Below are 19,077 nucleotides of genomic sequence, written 5' to 3' on the forward strand. Positions count from 1 at the left end.
CAATCCGACTCACCGATTTCAAGAACCAATGGGTTCTCTTATTTTTCTATGCAGGCGATTTTACATTCGTTTGACCTACTGAATTGGCAGCCGTGGCTGCCCGTTATGAGACGTTTCAGAATCTTGGAATCCAAGTTTTAGCAATTAGCACGGATAGTGTCTATTCCCATAAAATCTTTGCAGAAACATCACCCTCTGCCCGCACTGTGCAGTATCCACTACTATCTGACCGTACCCATGACATTACTCGTCAATATGGTGTTCTCAGAGAAGAATTAGGATTTCCATTCCGAGCAACCTTTGTTATTGGTGCAGATTGCAAAGTGAAATATGCCTGCCTCTATCCTCCGGAAGTTGGGCGCAACATCGCTGAAATTATCCGCGTTATTCAGGGACTACTTTATGAAGAAGCATCAGGTTTAGGTGTGCCGGCTTACTGGCAACCAGGTATGCAGGGAATCTCAAAAGATTTCAAATTCACCGGAAAAATTTAATCTCCAAGCATGATTATCAATACTCAGGGTATCCTAAATGTATTCCCACTTGAAGGAGGAAGACGATGGATCAGCCCAAACCGAATAAGCGACCATTTCCCAAACGCGAAGAGTTACCTAATAGCCATCAACCAGATCTGGACGGACGAACGGATTATGGACGAGATGAAGAAACAACGCATAAAGGATAAGGTGTATACCTAAACGTAGGGAAACCTCAGTAATTTTCGTATAGAGAAGGAGGTCCTTTGATATGTCAAATAAAGGGGCAGACAAAACGCAAACAGGGAAACCAGACAGAGGGAAGAACTCTCCGTTCAAGAAAAAAACTCCTCAAAGCCGGGCATAAGCCCGGCTTTTTCTTAGAAAGGATTTCATCAAAGAAAGCTTTCTGATATAATATAAAAGAGTATACATAATTTTGAAAAGAATTTTTCTAATTCTTTTCAAAATTATGTCAGTATTAATTTAAAATCTTAGAAATTAAAGGCGGTATTCTATGAAAAAAATTGAGGCAATTATTAGGCCAGAAAAACTCAATGATGTTAAGGACGCTCTATCTGACATTGGTGTAAAAGGGATGACGGTGTCTAATGTTTTGGGCTTTGGAAATCAGAAAGGATACACTCAAATTTACCGTGGTCAAGAAATCGTTACAAAGCTTTTACCAAAGATTAAACTTGAAGTAGTTATTTCTAATGAAAAAACTGATGAGGTCATTTCTGCCATTACTAATACCTCAAAAACCGGAAAATTTGGCGATGGTAAAATTTTTGTATTTGATGTAATAGATACAATTCGTATCAGAACCGGTGAACGCGGAGACGATGCTGTTTAAATAGAAATGCTCTCGCTAAGCTCAAAGTCCGGATAGGCGGTCTCCCGATGTTGAGTTAAATCTAACCCATTAACTTGCTCATCATCAGTGGCACGAAGTGGAGTAAATATAGCTATTGCCTTCAAAATTAAAAATGTCATTATACCAGTAAATAAGTATGTTGCGACAACTGCAAGTAGTTGGATTAAAATAGGGTGGATTCCTCCTCCATTAATCAAACCATTTTTACCTTGTGGATTAAGACTTAGATCCGCGAAAATCCCTGTAGCTATCGTACCCCAGGTCCCTCCGATACCGTGGATTCCAAAAACATCCAAAGCATCGTCATATCCCAGCTTGGCCTTAAGAACACTTACAGCTAAATAACATACTCCTCCGGCGATAAACCCGATAAGGAGCGAACTACTCGTTGAGACATATCCCGCTGCCGGTGTTATTGCTACCAACGCAGCAATAATGCCGCTAACAGCACCAAAGACTGTTATTTGACGACGATGAAGCCATTCGACTAGAGACCATCCTATCATACCAGCAGCTCCGGCTATCTGAGTTGTCGCAAGGGCAAGCACTGCCACGCCATTTGCTCCCATCGCCCCTCCTGCGTTAAAGCCAAACCAGCCAAACCACAACAATCCGCCTCCAAAAAGTACGTTTGGCATATGATGTGGGATGTTCCACTCGTATCCAACTTTTAATCGTTTGCCTACCACAAACGCCGCAACCAAACCCGACACGCCAGAAGCCATTTCTACAACAGAACCACCGGCGAAATCCATAACACCAAGGTTACGTAGCCATCCACCGACTCCCCAAACCCAATGAGCCAGTGGTATATATACAAAGGTACTCCAAAAGATTATGAACAGAATAAATGCAGGAAAGCGCATTCTTTCAGCAGTTGCTCCGCTGATAACCGCCGGTGTTATAATCGCAAACATCAGTTGGAACAAGAAAAACAACAAATGTGGAATAGTCGGTGCATAATCTGGGTTAGGCGAAAGTCCAACACCTTTAAGTGCCGTCCAATCAAAGCTGCCTATTAAATGACCGTGGTCTGGTCCAAAGGCTAAAGAGTATCCAAAGAGTACCCAAATTACCGTGACCACGCCTATGGCAGCAAAACTTTGCATCATAATAGACAGAACATTTCTTTTTCTGACCATTCCTCCATAGAATAAGGCAAGTCCAGGCGTCATTAGAAAGACCAAGATAGTACATAAGAATACAAAAGAAACATCCCCTGGGTTTAAAACCATCATAATATTCCCCCTTTTTTATAAAAAAAAACGAAACTCTAAAAAGCGTAGTTAAATAACTTAAAACGCTTTTCAGAGCTCCGTTGCTCTACTTGATTGCTACAAGTAATCTAATTATAGTTTCCCGAGACTAATATGTCTAGAGTTCTTAAACATAATACAGTATACAAGTTGCAATTAGTAGATACACGTGATTAAAATATTTTCTCTATAGTCTCCCTTTTATTTTTACTTTTCTTTAAAATATACGCATTTCTCTTTACGGCATCCATGAGGGTGCCTTTCAATATCTGTGCAGCTTAGTTGTTGCTGGTTGTTTTCTAAGGCCACATTCAAAATCTCCTTAACAAGATAGGTTGCTTCTTGTAAAGACTGCCTCACAAAGTTTTTACAACAACACGGGCCAGTTTCACTTGCAATTACACTCACTATTTTAGCGACAACTCGCATCGTTTGAGCAGTTTCCTGATCCTTTGGGCAAGCTGCATTTAAGACAACACTGAAACAAGCCCCGATTGCTGGAGCTATGCCACACACACCCGTCAAACCACAGTAACCGCCAATAGCTTGCTGTTTAGTTCTGTTTAATACTTCCACAACTTGATCGTCGGTCACCGTATAACTACCTTCGTTTCTAATAGCTGAGATTAGGGCTCCGGCAGCTACCCAAGCATTTTCACAGCCCAACATGGGTACTTTGTCCTTATACCCCATAAGAATTTCAGCAATTTCCAGGGGATTTGCAGTCCGACTTTTCAATACATAGTCTCTGACGATCTCGAAACAACCTTTCCCGTGGCAATCATCGCAAACGTAATGTCCGTTTGAACAACAAATGTTGCCTGTCTCCTTTTTGCCGCAATGGTAGCATGCTAGCTCTTTGCCCTTACTAAAATAGTCCAACTGACTCCCACAGACTTGGCAATTTTCCGTATTAGTCTCTTCTACCTTTGCCTCGGAGTGCAACCCGGCACTCGATGAAGATTCTCAGCAACCGGATGATGCCACTGGTTTATTGCCAAAATCCAACACTACTTTCCCCTCCTTCGTTATTATCTCATTCTATATAATAGAATCCGAATAGATTGCACCACTAAGATTGGGAACTATGATCACTCACTAAATTAATTCTAACATGTTCGATCTTCTTTTTGTGATGTATCGTACCAAAGGTCAAAATTAAAAGCAGGCTATTCTATTTGCCTGCTTAAGCTTAACTTAGATACTTCGCCACCGCTGCAGCCGTATTGTATTTATTGTAACCGTTACCAACAGCACCTGGGTCATAACCACCATGCTCAGGATCGAGACAAACTTTCATGTTAATCCCCCTTCTTCTCTATATATTTAGAGTGATTAGACAGGATTACCGTTAACAGTTGTTTAAACCATTGGCGTTTTATCGAAAATAGAAAAAAGCCCAACCATTTCTGGCGGGCCAAGAGGAAAGAGATTTGAGGATTGAGAGTATGAGAAAATAATTCAGAAAGAGTATTGAACTTGAACTATACTATTGCAAGATTGATGCCAATAATCAAATGGGTTGATATTTATTTCATCCACAACTTACTTCTAGCTCATTAAAAGCCGCTATACGTTCGTGAAGATTCTCTTTTTATTAGTTTTTTCGATTGTCATAGTTTAGTAGTTTCATTTTAGTCTGATTTAGTATGATACACTTTACTCTGCAGATGTGTTCCATTTTAGACCACATTCCTTGCAATTTTTAGTATTATAGAATAGAAATAAGGCGCATTCATGCATAAAAGGTAAATTTATGTCGGAATATTCCCACAACACAAGGGCAGACAATCTGATTTATCCTAAAGCGGTTATTTTGCTGATTTTCGTGCAGGAAATTCCTTTTTTTCGTAGAATCTTGTATAATTAGAGGTGATATTTTTGAATGTGCAATATCTTATGATTCCCGTTTCGGATGAAAAACGTCTCCGTCTCACCTATGTTTGTAATAAACTAGGTATCACAATTGAACACTTTTTTGACACTGCGCTTCGCGAAGGGGAAATGGAGATACTTAGCAATGAGGCACTAAGACCAGGTGGCGCGTTCTGGAACGAAGATGACCAAACGAAGGGCACTGAATAGAGTCTTCTTAAAATTATAGGAACTTATGCCACAATGGATGCTACTTATAGTAAAATTATGGGCCGTTTTTTTGCACCCGCCCTAAAAATTGTAACGACTATAATCAGTAAACCGTCTGCTGAACGACTAATCGTAGACGCTGGAAGCAAAGCAATCAGTATCGATTATGGCCCACCGGAAATTATCGGACATTCCGACTGGGTTTATCAATGCATCGGAGATAAATACGGAATTTTACGCCATGTGAACGGCGAATCCATAGCCGGAAACATCGGGGATGAAATCAGTCTCTATCCCGCCCACGGCTGCACAACTTTTAATCTTTATGATGAAATTTACGGTTTTCGTAACGGCGTTTTGGAAATAGTAATGCCAATCGGACGGGGCAAATCATTCTAATCTTTTTGGAGCGACCCTGATTATGGTTACAAAAATGCCTCACATTTTATGTGAGGCATAATATATTTTTACAACAACACTCAGGTTAGGCTGAATGATGTCTACCACTTCTAGCATGAAAAGCCTTATCTTGCTTGTTATCTCTTCCTGAAATAAAAACACCTACTAAAATAACAGTCACCGCAAAAGCCAGCGGAATTATCCATGATGTCCAATTAAAGGAACTTAAAAGCGGTTCTATCTTTTTATCTGAAATGGCCATTTCTCCTGCAGTCCAACCCAAAATCCCTGCACCAATTATGATAGTTATTGGCCACCTTTTCATCAAAAGGCTGATTAATTTGCTTCCCCAGATAACAATTGGTATACTCATTACTAAACCTATAATTATCAAAATCATATTACCATTAGCTACACCGGCAATTGCTACAACATTATCCAGACTCATAACTAAATCGGCGACTATGATCGTTTGGACAGCGCCCCATAAACTGTCCTTTGCTTCAATTTCTCCATTACTTTCTTCATCAGCTATCAATTTTACAGCAATCCAGAAAAGAAGCAATCCTCCGATTAACTTTAGAAATGGTATTTGCAGTAAATATACAGCAACAAACGTTAAAATAATCCTCAAAACAACTGCTCCACCACTTCCCAATAAAATAGCCATTTTTTGATGTTTGGGAGGTAGTTCTCGACCGGCAAGAGCAATAACGAGCGCGTTATCACCACTTAATAGAATATTTACGGCAAAAATACTTAATAGTGTTACTAATAAAACCATCATAATCCTCCCTCTCTTCGCGTTTGGAAACGCTTTGGATATCTGCAACTTCAGTTACATTTCTCTAAATCGACAAGAAATCTAAGAAGTACTGCCGGATTCCGATGGATGATTATTCTTGGCAATTGTATCTTCATTATAAGCTCGTCCAACTAGATATGCTTTCAACATACATCACAAGTCAGACGAGTTGAATAGTTGATCTTGTACACCATATATTGAGAAATGATCATGAATTGTATACAACGTTAGTAAATGAAAACTACATTATCAATATAGCCACGATAGTAGTTGCCGCTAATCCTAACATAACAGGGAAGAAATTTCTTCTAGCAAGTTCAATAGGATTAACTCCTGCAATTGCTGCAACGGGGATTAAGCCCCAAGGAATAATTGTACCGCCACCGGTCCACACTCCTGCGATTTGGCCTAAGGCAGCCAAAGTTGCCTTATCAACGGCTATTGCTTTACTGAAAGTCGCTGCAACACTACCCACCAAAGGTAATGGCGAGAATCCAGAGCCATCGAGACCGACCACCATACCAGTAATTAAATTTACAATAGCAACAAAGACCTTATTCAATGGAACGACTTGAGAAAGAGCAATACCGAAGTCTTCTAAATACCCTGTTGCCGTATCTAAACTGAGAATAGATTTGGCTAAATCACCTTTACCAAGGAAGAAGAATCCTGCGATGATAATTACTGGTGCAAAAATCTTGATACCAAATATAAATCCATCTCTGATATAGTCAGTAGTTTTCTCTAGTCCTTCCCAACCGAACTTTAGCATGGTGCCTATTGCTAAAATTAAAACTGCTGTAGCTCCCAAAAGAGCTGTTGCATCTCCACCTCTAAGCTGCAAAACCCACATTGCGATAATATCAGCTAAGAAGGCTAATGGAGTAACTATAGCTAAGAAATATGATACCCAATCAAGATCTCTCGTTACTTCTTTAGATAAAAAAGCATCACGCTCAAGTCTCAATGCTTCCGGGTTCTTTTTCATATCCTTCTTTATCATGATAAATGCAGTAATTGTGGTAACAAGACCCATGGTAATAATTAATGGTACACTAGCAGACATGATCGGACCCGGGTCAGTGAAACCAGCTGCTTTAGCAGTAATTGTCGGAGCTCCTTGAATGATATAGTCAGTTGACAAGCCTATACCATGACCAAATAAGTTCATAGCCACTGCCGCCCCCATAACCGGAAGTCCCGCTCTAACCGCTACGGGAAGCATTACCGCTCCAATTAAAGCCGTAGCAGGAGATGGCCAAAAAAACCATGATGCAAATAACATCGAAAAACCTAATACCCAAAAGGCAATATCCGCATTGACCATTAGTTTAGCCGCAGGCCTCATAACTAAGTAATCGGATCCTGTATCACTCAATAATTTAGATAAAGCTACAATTAAGGAAATTACTACAATAATTCCCCAAAATTCATTACCTGCAACAATTAAAGCATTATAGACGGTCGTAACTGCACCTACAATAGTATGTTTAACTACAAATCCGACAGTCAGTAATCCAAGTATACAAGGAATTAGGGGATCTTTCCGAAGAGCCATGACAACGATTACGACCAATACCCAAAAAAGGAATAACCAATGAACTGATGTTAACGTAACTGGCATGTATACTCTTTCCTCCTTAACATTCCTATCACATAAATATTTTCTACTATGGGAAGACAATTTATTCGAACTTTGCTTTCCAGATTATACTTCATAAATAAATTCAAACTTCAATAAGCTCAACTTCCGAATTCGGGTTTTCGAAAAAATGTTGTTACAAGTATAGATTCGCTTGTTTATTGCCATTTTATTAGTGAGATTAATGCTAAGGAGGTATAATTATGAAATTGGTAGAATTAAAACAGCAAGTAGATGATCTTGTCAACAAGAATTTAGGCAACTTGGAAGTTGTAGATGAAAACAGAATAACTTTTGAGCAAGTCATCATCGATCATAACCAAGGAGAAGACGTAGCATTAATAAGCCATGGGCTTAATCCAGTTTAAGGAGAAACTCGCTAAGCTCAAACGCCTAAGACCAAGTATTTTAGGCGTTTTAATTTTAATGTAATACATCATCTCCATTTTCTAGTTGTTTAAATTAGCAACAGTCTTGGCAACCAAAGGGTTCACTAAAAAACCTGTTTACTGTTTATAAGATTCTACCACAAGTTCCTCCTTTCATTTTTGATTATTTTAACTGATCCATTATTTATGATAACTAAAAATAAAATAAATTCAGTTATCATAAAACAGGCTACTACTCATCATAGATGAGCAATAATTAGCTAAAGTATATGCACTTTTATTATATTGCACAATCGCTGACTTTCCGGCGAATTCAGTTATAATAGTCTTTGGGCAGTGTTAAGCTCACTTATTCGATAAATTTCTTATTCTATCTTTATTAATCCCTCTTTATCATTTCATACCGACTATATTCTGACAATGCTTAGCCATCTTTTTGAATATAGCGTCAATGGGTGAGTAGATTTTAAATACCAATAATAGACTAGGGGCGTAAATTCTAGTTACGCCCCTTTTGAACTTAGCAACTATGCTTTTTCGATGCCTCTAATCAACAACAGTAACAACCTCAGATGCACGTTCTGAACCGCGCTGGGTCATTTCAGTATCAGTGATCGTATTATTTTGGACACCGTTTGTTACGGCTCCCACAGTAGGTTTTTGGGTCACATTTGTTAACTTATTATATCCCATTGCATTACCCTCCTCGTATAATCCTTGAACAACATAACTATTATCTCTTACTGTAAATAATAAAATGCCCGGTAATAACTTCCTCATTTCAAACAACCACAGGCTAAGATAACGCTAGCCAATCCCAAACAATCGTCTTGGACAACATCAAATACAGGGATTTTAGCTGCTTTAGCAACTAGCTCTTTCAGCTCTGAACGTTCGACATAGGCCGGCTCGTAATTATCTGTTTCGTACCTGTACTGAGGATAAAACGGGTTCACGGTGATGGCCAACAAAGGCAAAGGTTTGCGATAAACGACTGAACTTCCCGCTTCCCTTATCTTAAGTAAAAACCCATGAATAAGACTGGGTTCATTGGCGATCAGAATCTTGGTCGGATCTTGCATTACCCAGAGCATTGCTGGAGCAAAAGGAATCTCCATCAATCGCCTCAGACACGATGGAGTGATTAAACCAGGGCAGTATAGCCCTACTGCCTGTTGTGCAACTCGTTCCAAAGGCTCAAGCTCACCTGGTTCAAGTAACGATTGAGTCGTTGCGGCTAGGATTTTATGATTCTTTCCCCATACTACCGTGGTGCCCACATTTAATAACCCTTCTCGAACGAGATCCTGAGGCACGGGCAGGCAGTTACAAGCTTCAGCTAGATACTGAGCATCGAAAGCGACCTGTTGACTGTCAGGCTTATACGAAGCACCAGTGGCCAGAATAAGTCCGTCGGTTTCAACCATCGGTGCCATCCTATTTAAGGCTCCGTCCACAATGATTAATTCAGCACCGTGACGGTATAACCATTCACGAACTGTACGCAGATGTCGGGTCTGATTCGGCCCTGCGGTGACGACCAACCCTTCCCTTTCCACTTTAGCACATACCAATTTCCCCAATGGCGTCGGAATAGGGAGAGTCTCGATCACGCTGAGCTTAGCGCTGCTAACTTCCAGACAACGTGCGGCGGTCACCACTAAAACGCCACGGGGAACAAATAAACGAGGTTTGGGCAATCCTGTGACATTGTCCACGGATTCTCCGTCGTACCCAATACTGGTCAAGCCTAACTTAATTCTTTGCAAAGTGAAATAATTGAGCAAAGAAATTGTGGTTGTTGTTTTGCCCGTATTTTTAGCAGTTCCAGAAACTCCCAGTATTAACTGCCTGTGACTCATTGTTTTACGACAGTGTCCCTACCGCTGCGTCCTGGATAGGCACCGTCTTCCCGGCTCCCCAAAACACCATCGTACAGGGCCTGGACAAAATCACCCTTAGCCACAACATTTGTCAAAACTTTATCAATACCCGTTACAATTTCGTCACGCCAAATTTCCATCTGTTTCGTCTGCGCAATCGTTGTATGGCCATAGAATCGTAAGGCTTCTGCCACGGCTCTCAAGGTGTCTATTTTAGACGGAACGGTAATGGGACCACCAGAATAAGCCTCATCAGCTGAGGCAATTGTAACGGCATCAACTTCTAGCATTGATGCCAAAACTGCATGCATAGCTGTACTGGCCGATGATTGTACTCTGTCTTCCGTCTGAGTTAAGAAGCCAACTGGAGCACCCGGCCAGATCGGAGCCTCGACAATTTCCTTGAGAGCCATTATTTTGGCAGCATTAAACTCAACGTAATTGTCCGTCATTTGCCCACCCACCATAACCTCAGGCGACTTGCAGAAAAGTGGCTGTAGAATTGGTTTGCCGCCTAAGCGAACGCCCAAGGCAGCCGTGATTAACATTCCGGCAAAGGCCTTAAAGGCTGGAACACCACACAATTCTTCGTTTGTCACGACATCAAACGGCATACCATATTTGACTGCAAAACGGATGGCTGCGATTGCGTCAATAGTAAGACGGGCAGGATCAGTGCCGGCCCCAAGAGAGCCGTAACAGATATTGATCTTGGTCAAATCTGCGCCAATCTTCCCGGCAAGCACTACAGTTTCCGGAGTATTCAGACCGCGGTGAGCCCTAATCTGCCACAGAGTGCTTTCTTCCAAGGCTCGTTTGATTCGGTTAAGATTAGCCGGAGTCAGAACCGTTCCATCCTCTTCATGGGTCAAGAAACCATCTAAAAGCCCTTCCGTGCGCGCTCCCCAGGAAGGATCGAAATGCACAACACCATCAGCACCCCAAGCTTCACTAACCTTAATATGACCAATATCCATAAACGGGCAGCCTGTACCATATTGGTTGAAAACAAGGGGTTTCGCCCGTGCCGAAAGCTGCGGAACTTTCATGGTCTCTATTGTCCGAGCGACATAATCCTCGAGACCTACCACCTCTTCCTTGCTAAAGCGCCGAGTCTTGGAATGCAAGACTCCATTCTCATAGAAGTTGCGCACCATCTCGTCGCTGTGCTTAACATACTCTCGCTCGAACTTCGCCATCGGCTCATAATCACGCCAGCGATGAACATCCCAAAGCTCATCCCTGATTTCAGCCCGCCGTACACCGGGGGAGGTTTTGCCTTGAGCCCAAGTCAAAATCATATCGGTAATCTGATCGAGTTTTTCTTTTATTCCTTGATGACGATAAGCGTAGCTATACCCAATGGTAAAGTTCGTCTTATGTTTAACAGCCCGCTGCCTGGCTTCAACATATTCCCTGTCCTCGACAAAGGCCACTGCTTCCTCCACGGTGGTACCAGGACCAAACCCGGCATCAAACCCGAGCTCTGCAGCCAGCTCCGGTCGAATGGCCATCCCACCAATGCCAACCTTGACCCGCTCTCGGATACCTGCAGCATCGAGCAAGTCAACAAAACGGGCTAGAATCTCCGCTACTCCATAACCTAAGGTACGGCTTACTAAGACAGTGCTCACGCTGGACTTGACAATTTCCTGGATAACTTCTTCCACTGGCAAATCAGGAGGCAGAAGGATTGTCTCATGCCCTGCTTCTTCCAATCCCCGGCGGACCATTTTCAAACCAACGTCATGAACGGGATCAAGCGGAATCAACATAATTCTCTGTTTGTTCATGACGTCGAATCCTCCTTGTCCAGCGGTTTTAACCAGCCATAATAGTCCCCTGAACGGTGGACATACGCCCTGGCACGAATCCGTGATCCCGGACCTTGAAATTGGCTGAAGACGATGTCTACATCGTTAAATCCCCAATCTTTCAACAATTGGATGATCAGTTTACGGCCTTCCTCTTCACTACTGCAGACGATGAATGTTTCAATATCAAGTCCATCCATAATCCGATCCAGAATCCTAGGCACGAGTCATCCCCTCCTGCTGTTTGGGTTGTAAGCTTAGACCAGTTTCTTAGCAAAAATTTTGCCCATTCCCGACTCTTCAACTTTGTTGTGAATAGCATTAGCATCCGTGCTGTATAAGCCCTTGTCTTGCATCCGTTTAAAGTAAACTGAACCGGAGAAAGTATATTTCTTGCCAAGTCCTTCGGGAGTCTTAACTTGCTCCTTGACATGGGCAATGGCATCACCAATGGCCAAATTCTCAGGAACTATAACTAATTCCAGGCCTGCAACGTAACGTACGGCGTTGGTCCCAGCCAAGCCTCCAGTGACAACGGCTTCGGTATGGCCCACGAGTGGACCAGCCTTTTCTCCAGCGCAGAACAGATTGTCCACACCTTCGACATGTAAGGCGTTATCGCGGGGAGACATTGCCATATAACGGACAGAGTTACCCAAATCTCCGGCATAGGGATCCTCGTACCGAGCGTTTTCGAAACCAGGAATCTGACGCAACATATCCAACGGATAATAGGCGGCCATTAACTTAGCGTGATCGGTATCCAAAAGAATAATGTTATCCGCAAACTCCTGCAAAGCGTACTGTTGGCAAGCCTTCTTGCCTAGGCTTTCTGAACTTTTACGGAGATGTTCAGGAATTGGAACCACGCAAACACCTGTGCTGTTGAGAGTATTTCTAACTTCTTCGCTTAACGACTCTTTCAAGAGTTTGCAGGAACCACTCATCGCACCCACTTGACCGTCGGGTTTCTTACCGACGTATTCCTCGACACCGGCTTTAGCTGCTAAACTGACACGTCCGCCATAACTGTGACAACGGATAACACACATTCCACAGCCATTGCCATATTTGTTGCAATTTGCATAAGGCCCGGCGCTTCCGGTCGTATCCAGAAAGACATCCCCACCAATTTTTTCACCGGAGTCCAGAATCACTTCCAGAATTTTTTTGCCATCCATTACTACGTCTTTGACACGGCTCTTCATTCTCAACTGAACGCCTTTTGCCTCCAACATTTTCTTGATAGCGGGTTCGATCTTCGCCACACTATAGAGAGTCGCGTGATTGTGCCCCGGAAAATTGATATTCTTGTGAGTTGCCACTTCGTCCACAACATGGAATATATCTCCCAAACCCATAGCAATGGCTTCTTCCGTAGCGGTCCAGCGTCCGTTGTTGCGCATAATTCCACCGACAAGACCCGTTCCCAGCAGCATGTCCGTTCTTTCTAGGACAACCACCTCCGCGCCGGCTTGAACAGCAGCCACCGCCGCACCGGTACCGGCCCACCCTCCACCAACTATTACTACTCTGGCCATTTTTCTGCCTCCTAAAATCAATTAAAACAATGGCAGCATCGTTCGGCGAAAGCCAAGCCAATGCTGCCAGACCTTTAGTTGTCAAATCAATAACACTGAGCTAACTAACCGTATCTCGCTTTTTATTTGAGCCCAGGCACTCGGTTTTTCCATAAGGGTCTGAGGAAAAGTTACAGAATGCCGGCATATTTACAGGTGATTTCAATCAAACGCACAAGGGCTTGCACACCCCAACGTGTCGGGAATTCAAGCAGATTTCCATCCTCGTCGGTAGTTCCTAGGTCAGGGGAAATATAAATATTTCCGTCATAAGCAACCGTTGGCACAACTCCCATCGGCCCCATCCCGGTTTGGAATATATTGGTTCCTGAATACATGTCCTCAATGGAGAAGATTGGTATCCCCATTTTACCATTTTTCCAGGTACCCTCATAGTTTACTTCAACTGCGCGCGAATTGTATGATTTGTTAATAATAATTCCGTCTTGAAGTTGGGCTGGAAGTTTAGCAAACTCTTCTTTAATAATTTTTTCCAGAGCATCGACAGCATTGGTGTATACTCCAGGGTTATCACGGAGAACCTTAAGTGTTTGAATTTGAGTCAACAGTGCTTCTTTTCCTGGATCAAAGCCCACAAAAGCAGCTTTGCCATAAGAGGCGGTAGTCCCGTAACGGTCACCGTGCATTCCCATCGAACGCCGAACGGCGACCATGTATTCTTCTTTACCAATAATCAGGCCACTGGTGGCGGCGGCTGACGCTTTATCCATACTATAAATGATCACGTCGGCACCGGTTTTTCTAGGATCTGAACCAATGAACGGAACGCCCCAAGCATTGTCCTGCACATAAGGAATTCCATACTTCTTGGCAATCCTAGCATATTCCTTTTGTAAGAGCGGCGAACCATCACTATCTTTCTCAGCGTAACCATAACCAGGAGTCTCATAGGAAAGAGAGGTTATCCCTGTCAACATTTGTTTATGAATGTCAGCATGATATTCAACAGCTTGGGCCGTGGACTTAGCACAAACCTCAGTTAGCAGAACTGAGGGATGATATTTAATGCCGTGGACATCATACTTGGCACCTTCCAGACGAACAACCACAGTGTCAGTATTGTTTTGCCGTTTGCCGAAAAAGCCCAACTCACCAGGAGTGGTCCCACGGTCAGCAATCAGGTCTTTATAACGAGCTGGGAAAGGACGTCCATAACCACCCTGGTGATGCCAGTGTTTCTCATAAGGAGCAATGTAACGGGCGCGATAAGTATCGCCGACACCAGCGATTGACGGCGTGAACAAACTACCGAAAACTGCCCACAACCCTGCTTCACAAGTGCTTGTGGAGGCAACATCATACTCATCACCATAATAATCCTTAACAAGCTCTCTTATTTCATCAACCAATTTAGCCAGTGGCACGACTTCTTTCATACCTTTTTCGCTAGCTTCTGCAATATCACGACGAAGAGGAGCCGGGCAGCCCGAAACACCACCGGTTAAACCAAACTTCCCACGAACTTCGGGGGGAATGCCAATTTCATCAGCAGCTTTTTTAGCTTCGGCGTAGATGTTGGGTATATTGGCCTGAAGTTGTTTATACATTTGAAATTTGTATTTAGGTGTTGTCATTATTCGACCTCCTTGAAATTTGTTTTATTTGTTGAAAAATACACTTAGTTCTTTAATTATTTCAATTTGACAATAATCTCAACTTCGACAGGCGCATCCAATGGCAATTCACTCACCCCAACCGCTGATCGGGAGTGGCTTCCAGCATCACCAAAAACTTGACCAAACAATTCCGATGCTCCGTTGACCACCTTAGGTTGAGCCGAAAATCCAGCGGCACTATTGACAAAACCAGTTACTTTAACAATTTTTTCAATGTTATCGAGACTGCCCGCAATCCCTTTTACCGCGCTCAGACAATTAATCGCGCAGACCTTGGCGGCTTCATAACCATCAGTTTCACTGACTTGGCCACCGACTTTTCCTTTATACTTCAATTCGCCATTGACAAAAGGAATTTGCCCAGAAGTGTAGATATATTTCTCGACCTGGACAGCAGGTACATAAGCCGCTACCGGCTTAGGAGTCGCGGGTAAATCAATACCCTATTCTTTAAGTTTTGCCTCAAACATTTTGACTACCTCCATATTTTATTACTCACCCGTAATCTCAGATTCAAGGTTTAAGTTTTGTTCTACTCCATCAGACCTAGTATCAGAAGCGAGAACTATATTTAGATGGTTTGGTAAATGAGTCTCATCAAACCCTACTACTCGTCCTAAAACTTTATCCTGGCAGGTAAGCGTATCACCAACAGTCATGACTCCTCCAGCAGTAATTTCGACAAAACCGATATAGGCAATTTTATCGACTTTACTGCCGGGTCCGGCATTTTCTTGATCTGTTACGATTAATTCATGCACTTCATCTTTCAAGACTGCTCTTGAAATTGTCGGAATCAACTCCAGTCCGCGCTGCTCCAACTTTCCCTTGAGGATAACTACTAACCTACCTTTGATCACCCTTTTAGCTGCATATGGGTTCTCACAAAAAAAACCCGCTTGATAGGGATCTACCATATGTGCTTCCTATACCTCCTCACATCCAGTTTCAATATTTACTCATCTATGGCGAGCTTAGCCAAGATTAGTATATCCTTCATGTAAATTTCAATACCTTCTTTATCATCTTCCACCGCACCTTTACTATTTATCCAAAACACTATTTTAAGAGAGTCTGTTTCTCATTTCTCTCAAAATGTAAGAAGAGATAATAACTCTAAAAGATAAAGAGGATAGCCTCATTGGCCATCCTTGAAAAGGAATTACGTATTCTAAAGACTTGCAGAAACTATTTTATTCCCTGCTCCACTCCTTAATGAATTAACTCTTATTTCATAGGGTACTCTGTATCCTTATCTTATTGTTCAAATGTCAGTGTGTTATATTTAGGGAATATTCTATATTTATCGACATTTTATATAACTCAGTAATATACTTAATTAGGCTTGAGAATATTTAGACGAGAGTTTAGTCCGGAGCAATAATAGCTCACCAGTCCTAAAATAACTGTTTTTATTGTTAAACTTACAAGAGGTTAGTTTTCCCATTTCTAATATGACTAGGGTAAGATCTCTCTTAATCAAAGTTCTACTAGTATCCTAGGATAAATAACAAAACGAGCCATGACTTTTATTAAATCATGGCTCGTTTATCTTTCCCTCATTTCTCGATAACGAACAAAGGTTGACCATATTCGACAGGTTGTCCATTTTTCACCATAATTTTGACAATCTTGCCTGCCGCGTCCGCCTCAATCTCATTCATCAGTTTCATGGCTTCGATAATGCAAACCGGTTGACCAACTTTGACCTGCAGCCCCAGTTTGACATAAGGGGCTGCATCAGATGAAGGCGCCTGATAAAATGTTCCTACCATAGGGGATGTAATCGTTTCTGTGGCCCCTAAAACGACAGATTCTGGCGCGTTAGCCGGGCCTGCCTCCATACCGATTGCTTTTTGAGGCACTGGTGGAGGAGCCATGACTGGAATACCAGCATCTCCACTTGATCCTTTGCTAATCGATACCTTTAGCCCTTCTTTTTCAAAGTTTAATTCGCTGATTTCAGTTTCATTTACACTCTTAATCAGTTCTTTTATATCATCTAAATTTAGTTTAGAATCTTCCTTAGTCAATAACTGAGGCTGAGTTTTTTGGGTTTCAGGCAATTCCTCTTTAAGAATCACGCCCGTTTTTCGTTCCTCAAAAAACTTCTTAGCAATTTGGGGAAATAAGGCATAACTGATAACATCTTCTGGGGAACAAGCAAATCCTGCGCTTTCTCGTTCTGCCTTAGCCAGTCCGGGTTCTAGTACATCAGCCGGTCGCACAGTCAGCGGTTCTTCATCTCCAATAATTTTCTTTTGAATTTCAGGATCGATAGGCGCTGGAGAACGACCATATAAACCACGTACATAGGCCTTAACTTCCGCAGGAACTAGTTTATATCTGGCACCGCTCAGAACGTTTAATACGGCTTGCGTTCCGACAATCTGACTAGTAGGCGTGACCAGTGGTGGATAACCCAATTCCGCCCGGACCTTCGGAACCTCCTCTAACACATCATAAATGCGATCCATTGCCTTCTGTTCTTCCAGTTGAGTTATAAAATTAGTAATCATACCCCCAGGAACCTGATGTTCAAACACCTTCATATCCGAGATACGAGTTATACCTCGGTCAAAACGACGTTTCTTTCTATGTGTTTCAAAATACTCTGCAATTTGAAACAACTGATGTAGATTCAGGCCCGTATCATACTCTGTTCCCTCGAACGCCCGAACAACGGTTTCAACCGGAGGTTGACTTGCCCCAAAAGCTAAAGGAACACTCGCACTGTCGATAACATCTACCCCTGCTTCTGCTGCCTTCAAATACGTCCCAACTGCCATTCCGCCAATATAATGGCTATGCAAATGAAGCATAATTCCTAACTCTTTTTTCAACAACGCTACCAATTCAAAGGCTTTGAATGGCGTAAGTAATCCAGCCATATCCTTGATGCAAATGGAGTCAGCGCCAAGCTCTACAAGTGCCGTGGCTGTTTCTAAGTAGTGTTTCAGCGTATGCACTGGGCTAATCGTATAAACAACAGACGCCTGAACATGTGCTCCTGCCTGTTTAGCGGCTTGAATAGGGACAACCATATTCCTAACATCATTTAACGCATCAAAAATACGGATTATATCAATTCCATTTTTCACACTCAGCGCTACAAATTCTCTAACAACATCATCCGAGTAGTGTGTATACCCGACTAAAGACTGGCCTCTTAGTAACATTTGCAGTGGTGTGTTTTTAACACGGCGTTTGATTTGCCTCAACCGTTCCCAAGGATTCTCACCCAAGAAACGCAAACAGACGTCAAAGGTAGCGCCTCCCCATACCTCCAGAGAGAAAAATCCTACCTCATCCAAATCCGCTAGGATTGGCAGCATATCTTCAGTACGCATCCGAGTGGCCCAAAGGCTCTGATGAGCATCCCTCAAGGTGGTATCCGTAATCTTGACTGGTTTCACTGCCATTACCCCTCTCTGAATTCTCCTCAATTTTGAGAATTCATCTATATAAATCTTGTTCAAATCACATTCCACCTGTGATAGACAATAGTACTCTCCACGAGTACATATTATATATACTTATGCTTCATTTTTCAACAAAATAAACATAAATATACTTTATTTTAATGTCCGCAACCTTTAAAACTAGTACATGCAAACGGAGTCCATCCCTAACATATCGGATAGACTCCTTTACTGTGTTACCGACAACAATTTACATCATGATCGAGACCAATGCTCCCGAAGTCCTAATTATTCCAATCCATCCTGATGATCTCCAAATATTTACAAAGCGTGGACCAATAAAGCTCGAGCACTAACATGAAAAACCCCTGGCAAGAGTTCACCGGCAATTTTGTGCATATTCGGAACCATAAGCAGCAAACCTTGAGATGCTGTATAGGTTGTCGTCAAAGCCCCAGCTTGGAGCGAGCCATGGAAGGATCCTGCCGCACCAGCCTCAGACTGCATTTCCACAACCCTTACAGACTGGTCAAATAGGTTCCTTCTAGCTCATGAGCAGACCATTCATCCACTTCTTCTGCCATGGGGAAGAGGGAGTAATCGGAAATATCGTTGCAACTTCAGTCAAAGCATACGACGCCATGGCCACCGCCTGATTTCCATCCAATGTTTTCATAGATTTAGCCACTCCAATATCCTCCTTAAATAAACTAGGTTCTTGTTCTCCATCTAAACAATCGCAATGTAACCACTCATCATAGATGAGCAACGATTAGCTAAGGTATATGCACTTTCATTACATTGCACAGTCA

General features: G+C 42.4%; 20 protein-coding genes and 1 pseudogene. 6 read left to right on the top strand and 15 right to left on the bottom strand.

Annotated features, from left to right (window positions below; all coding sequences use genetic code 11):
- Positions 1-2 precede the first annotated feature (2 nt).
- The 3 genes from DSBG_RS16680 (at position 3) to DSBG_RS16685 (ending at position 1,332) form a co-directional block, all read left to right on the top strand.
- Positions 3-494 (top strand): peroxiredoxin, encoded by a 492-nt coding sequence (locus DSBG_RS16680; protein WP_242877695.1) that lies wholly within the window; start codon positions 3-5, stop codon positions 492-494.
- Between the two features lie 65 nt (positions 495-559).
- Positions 560-685 carry a hypothetical protein gene (locus DSBG_RS24105; protein ID WP_282434228.1) on the top strand — a complete coding sequence of 42 codons (126 nt, stop codon included), beginning with the start codon at positions 560-562 and terminating at the stop codon, positions 683-685.
- Between the two features lie 308 nt (positions 686-993).
- Entirely contained in the window at positions 994-1,332 is a 339-nt protein-coding gene (locus tag DSBG_RS16685; protein WP_068965390.1) for a P-II family nitrogen regulator, read from the top strand.
- On the opposite strand, the gene DSBG_RS16690 is transcribed toward DSBG_RS16685, so the two are convergent.
- The 3 genes from DSBG_RS16690 to DSBG_RS22590 form a co-directional block, all read right to left on the bottom strand.
- Positions 1,329-2,591: an ammonium transporter gene (locus tag DSBG_RS16690; protein ID WP_141694350.1), complete on the bottom strand. Its 1,263-nt coding sequence runs from the start codon at positions 2,589-2,591 to the stop codon at positions 1,329-1,331. The two genes, DSBG_RS16685 and DSBG_RS16690, sit on opposite strands and share 4 nt — an antisense overlap.
- Positions 2,592-2,816: 225 nt before the next feature.
- Positions 2,817-3,620, bottom strand: a complete 804-nt coding sequence (locus DSBG_RS16695) for a DUF5714 domain-containing protein (RefSeq protein ID WP_491005783.1) — start codon at positions 3,618-3,620, stop codon at positions 2,817-2,819.
- A gap of 181 nt (positions 3,621-3,801) precedes the next feature.
- Entirely contained in the window at positions 3,802-3,909 is a 108-nt protein-coding gene (locus DSBG_RS22590; RefSeq protein WP_141694351.1) for an N-acetylmuramoyl-L-alanine amidase, read from the bottom strand.
- Positions 3,910-4,481: 572 nt separating this feature from the next.
- Between DSBG_RS22590 and DSBG_RS16700 the strand changes: the two genes are divergently transcribed.
- A complete protein-coding gene (locus DSBG_RS16700) occupies positions 4,482-4,694 on the top strand; it encodes a hypothetical protein (RefSeq protein WP_242877699.1) in 213 nt (70 codons plus the stop codon).
- Between the two features lie 33 nt (positions 4,695-4,727).
- Positions 4,728-5,093 (top strand): type III PLP-dependent enzyme domain-containing protein, encoded by a 366-nt coding sequence (locus DSBG_RS16705; RefSeq protein ID WP_068965391.1) that lies wholly within the window; start codon positions 4,728-4,730, stop codon positions 5,091-5,093.
- A gap of 85 nt (positions 5,094-5,178) precedes the next feature.
- Here the strand turns inward: DSBG_RS16705 and DSBG_RS16710 are convergent, their stop codons facing one another.
- Together DSBG_RS16710 and DSBG_RS16715 are read right to left on the bottom strand one after the other, a co-directional pair.
- On the bottom strand, positions 5,179-5,880 hold the full coding sequence (locus tag DSBG_RS16710) for a TerC family protein (RefSeq protein ID WP_068965392.1): 702 nt from the start codon (positions 5,878-5,880) through the stop codon (positions 5,179-5,181).
- A gap of 259 nt (positions 5,881-6,139) precedes the next feature.
- Entirely contained in the window at positions 6,140-7,522 is a 1,383-nt protein-coding gene (locus DSBG_RS16715; RefSeq protein WP_068965393.1) for a hypothetical protein, read from the bottom strand.
- Positions 7,523-7,743: 221 nt separating this feature from the next.
- Between DSBG_RS16715 and DSBG_RS23225 the strand changes: the two genes are divergently transcribed.
- Positions 7,744-7,908, top strand: coding sequence for a hypothetical protein (locus DSBG_RS23225; RefSeq protein WP_176716302.1), 165 nt, complete (start codon positions 7,744-7,746; stop codon positions 7,906-7,908).
- A 567-nt stretch (positions 7,909-8,475) separates the two neighbouring features.
- Here the strand turns inward: DSBG_RS23225 and DSBG_RS23230 are convergent.
- The 10 genes and pseudogenes from DSBG_RS23230 to DSBG_RS22000 form a co-directional block, all read right to left on the bottom strand.
- Positions 8,476-8,622 (bottom strand): hypothetical protein, encoded by a 147-nt coding sequence (locus DSBG_RS23230; RefSeq protein WP_176716303.1) that lies wholly within the window; start codon positions 8,620-8,622, stop codon positions 8,476-8,478.
- Between the two features lie 83 nt (positions 8,623-8,705).
- Positions 8,706-9,791, bottom strand: coding sequence for a lysine 5,6-aminomutase reactivase subunit KamB (gene kamB, locus DSBG_RS16720; protein ID WP_068965394.1), 1,086 nt, complete (start codon positions 9,789-9,791; stop codon positions 8,706-8,708).
- Entirely contained in the window at positions 9,788-11,605 is a 1,818-nt protein-coding gene (locus tag DSBG_RS16725) for a cobalamin B12-binding domain-containing protein (RefSeq protein ID WP_068965395.1), read from the bottom strand. The genes kamB and DSBG_RS16725 overlap by 4 nt, the downstream gene beginning before the upstream one ends.
- Positions 11,602-11,850: a hypothetical protein gene (locus tag DSBG_RS16730; protein ID WP_083236935.1), complete on the bottom strand. Its 249-nt coding sequence runs from the start codon at positions 11,848-11,850 to the stop codon at positions 11,602-11,604. Before DSBG_RS16730 ends, DSBG_RS16725 begins: the two co-directional genes overlap by 4 nt.
- 33 nt (positions 11,851-11,883) lie before the next feature.
- Complete coding sequence (locus DSBG_RS16735) at positions 11,884-13,167, bottom strand: FAD-dependent oxidoreductase (RefSeq protein ID WP_068965396.1); 1,284 nt, start codon at positions 13,165-13,167, stop codon at positions 11,884-11,886.
- A gap of 170 nt (positions 13,168-13,337) precedes the next feature.
- The gene (locus tag DSBG_RS16740; RefSeq protein ID WP_068965397.1) at positions 13,338-14,801 is read right to left on the bottom strand and encodes a hypothetical protein; all 1,464 of its coding nucleotides are present in this window, start codon (positions 14,799-14,801) and stop codon (positions 13,338-13,340) included.
- A 56-nt stretch (positions 14,802-14,857) separates the two neighbouring features.
- Positions 14,858-15,283: a RidA family protein gene (locus DSBG_RS16745; RefSeq protein WP_242877703.1), complete on the bottom strand. Its 426-nt coding sequence runs from the start codon at positions 15,281-15,283 to the stop codon at positions 14,858-14,860.
- A gap of 51 nt (positions 15,284-15,334) precedes the next feature.
- Complete coding sequence (locus DSBG_RS16750; RefSeq protein ID WP_068965398.1) at positions 15,335-15,760, bottom strand: DUF6917 domain-containing protein; 426 nt, start codon at positions 15,758-15,760, stop codon at positions 15,335-15,337.
- A gap of 642 nt (positions 15,761-16,402) precedes the next feature.
- Positions 16,403-18,259, bottom strand: coding sequence for an acetyl-CoA carboxylase biotin carboxyl carrier protein (gene accB / locus DSBG_RS16755; RefSeq protein WP_068965413.1), 1,857 nt, complete (start codon positions 18,257-18,259; stop codon positions 16,403-16,405).
- A 330-nt stretch (positions 18,260-18,589) separates the two neighbouring features.
- Positions 18,590-18,953: pseudogene (locus tag DSBG_RS22000) on the bottom strand (pyruvate:ferredoxin (flavodoxin) oxidoreductase); the annotation flags it as partial.
- Positions 18,954-19,077 lie beyond the last annotated feature (124 nt).

This window comes from Desulfosporosinus cupriresistens (genome assembly GCF_001707885.1).
Classification (GTDB): Bacteria; Bacillota; Desulfitobacteriia; order Desulfitobacteriales; family Desulfitobacteriaceae; genus Desulfosporosinus.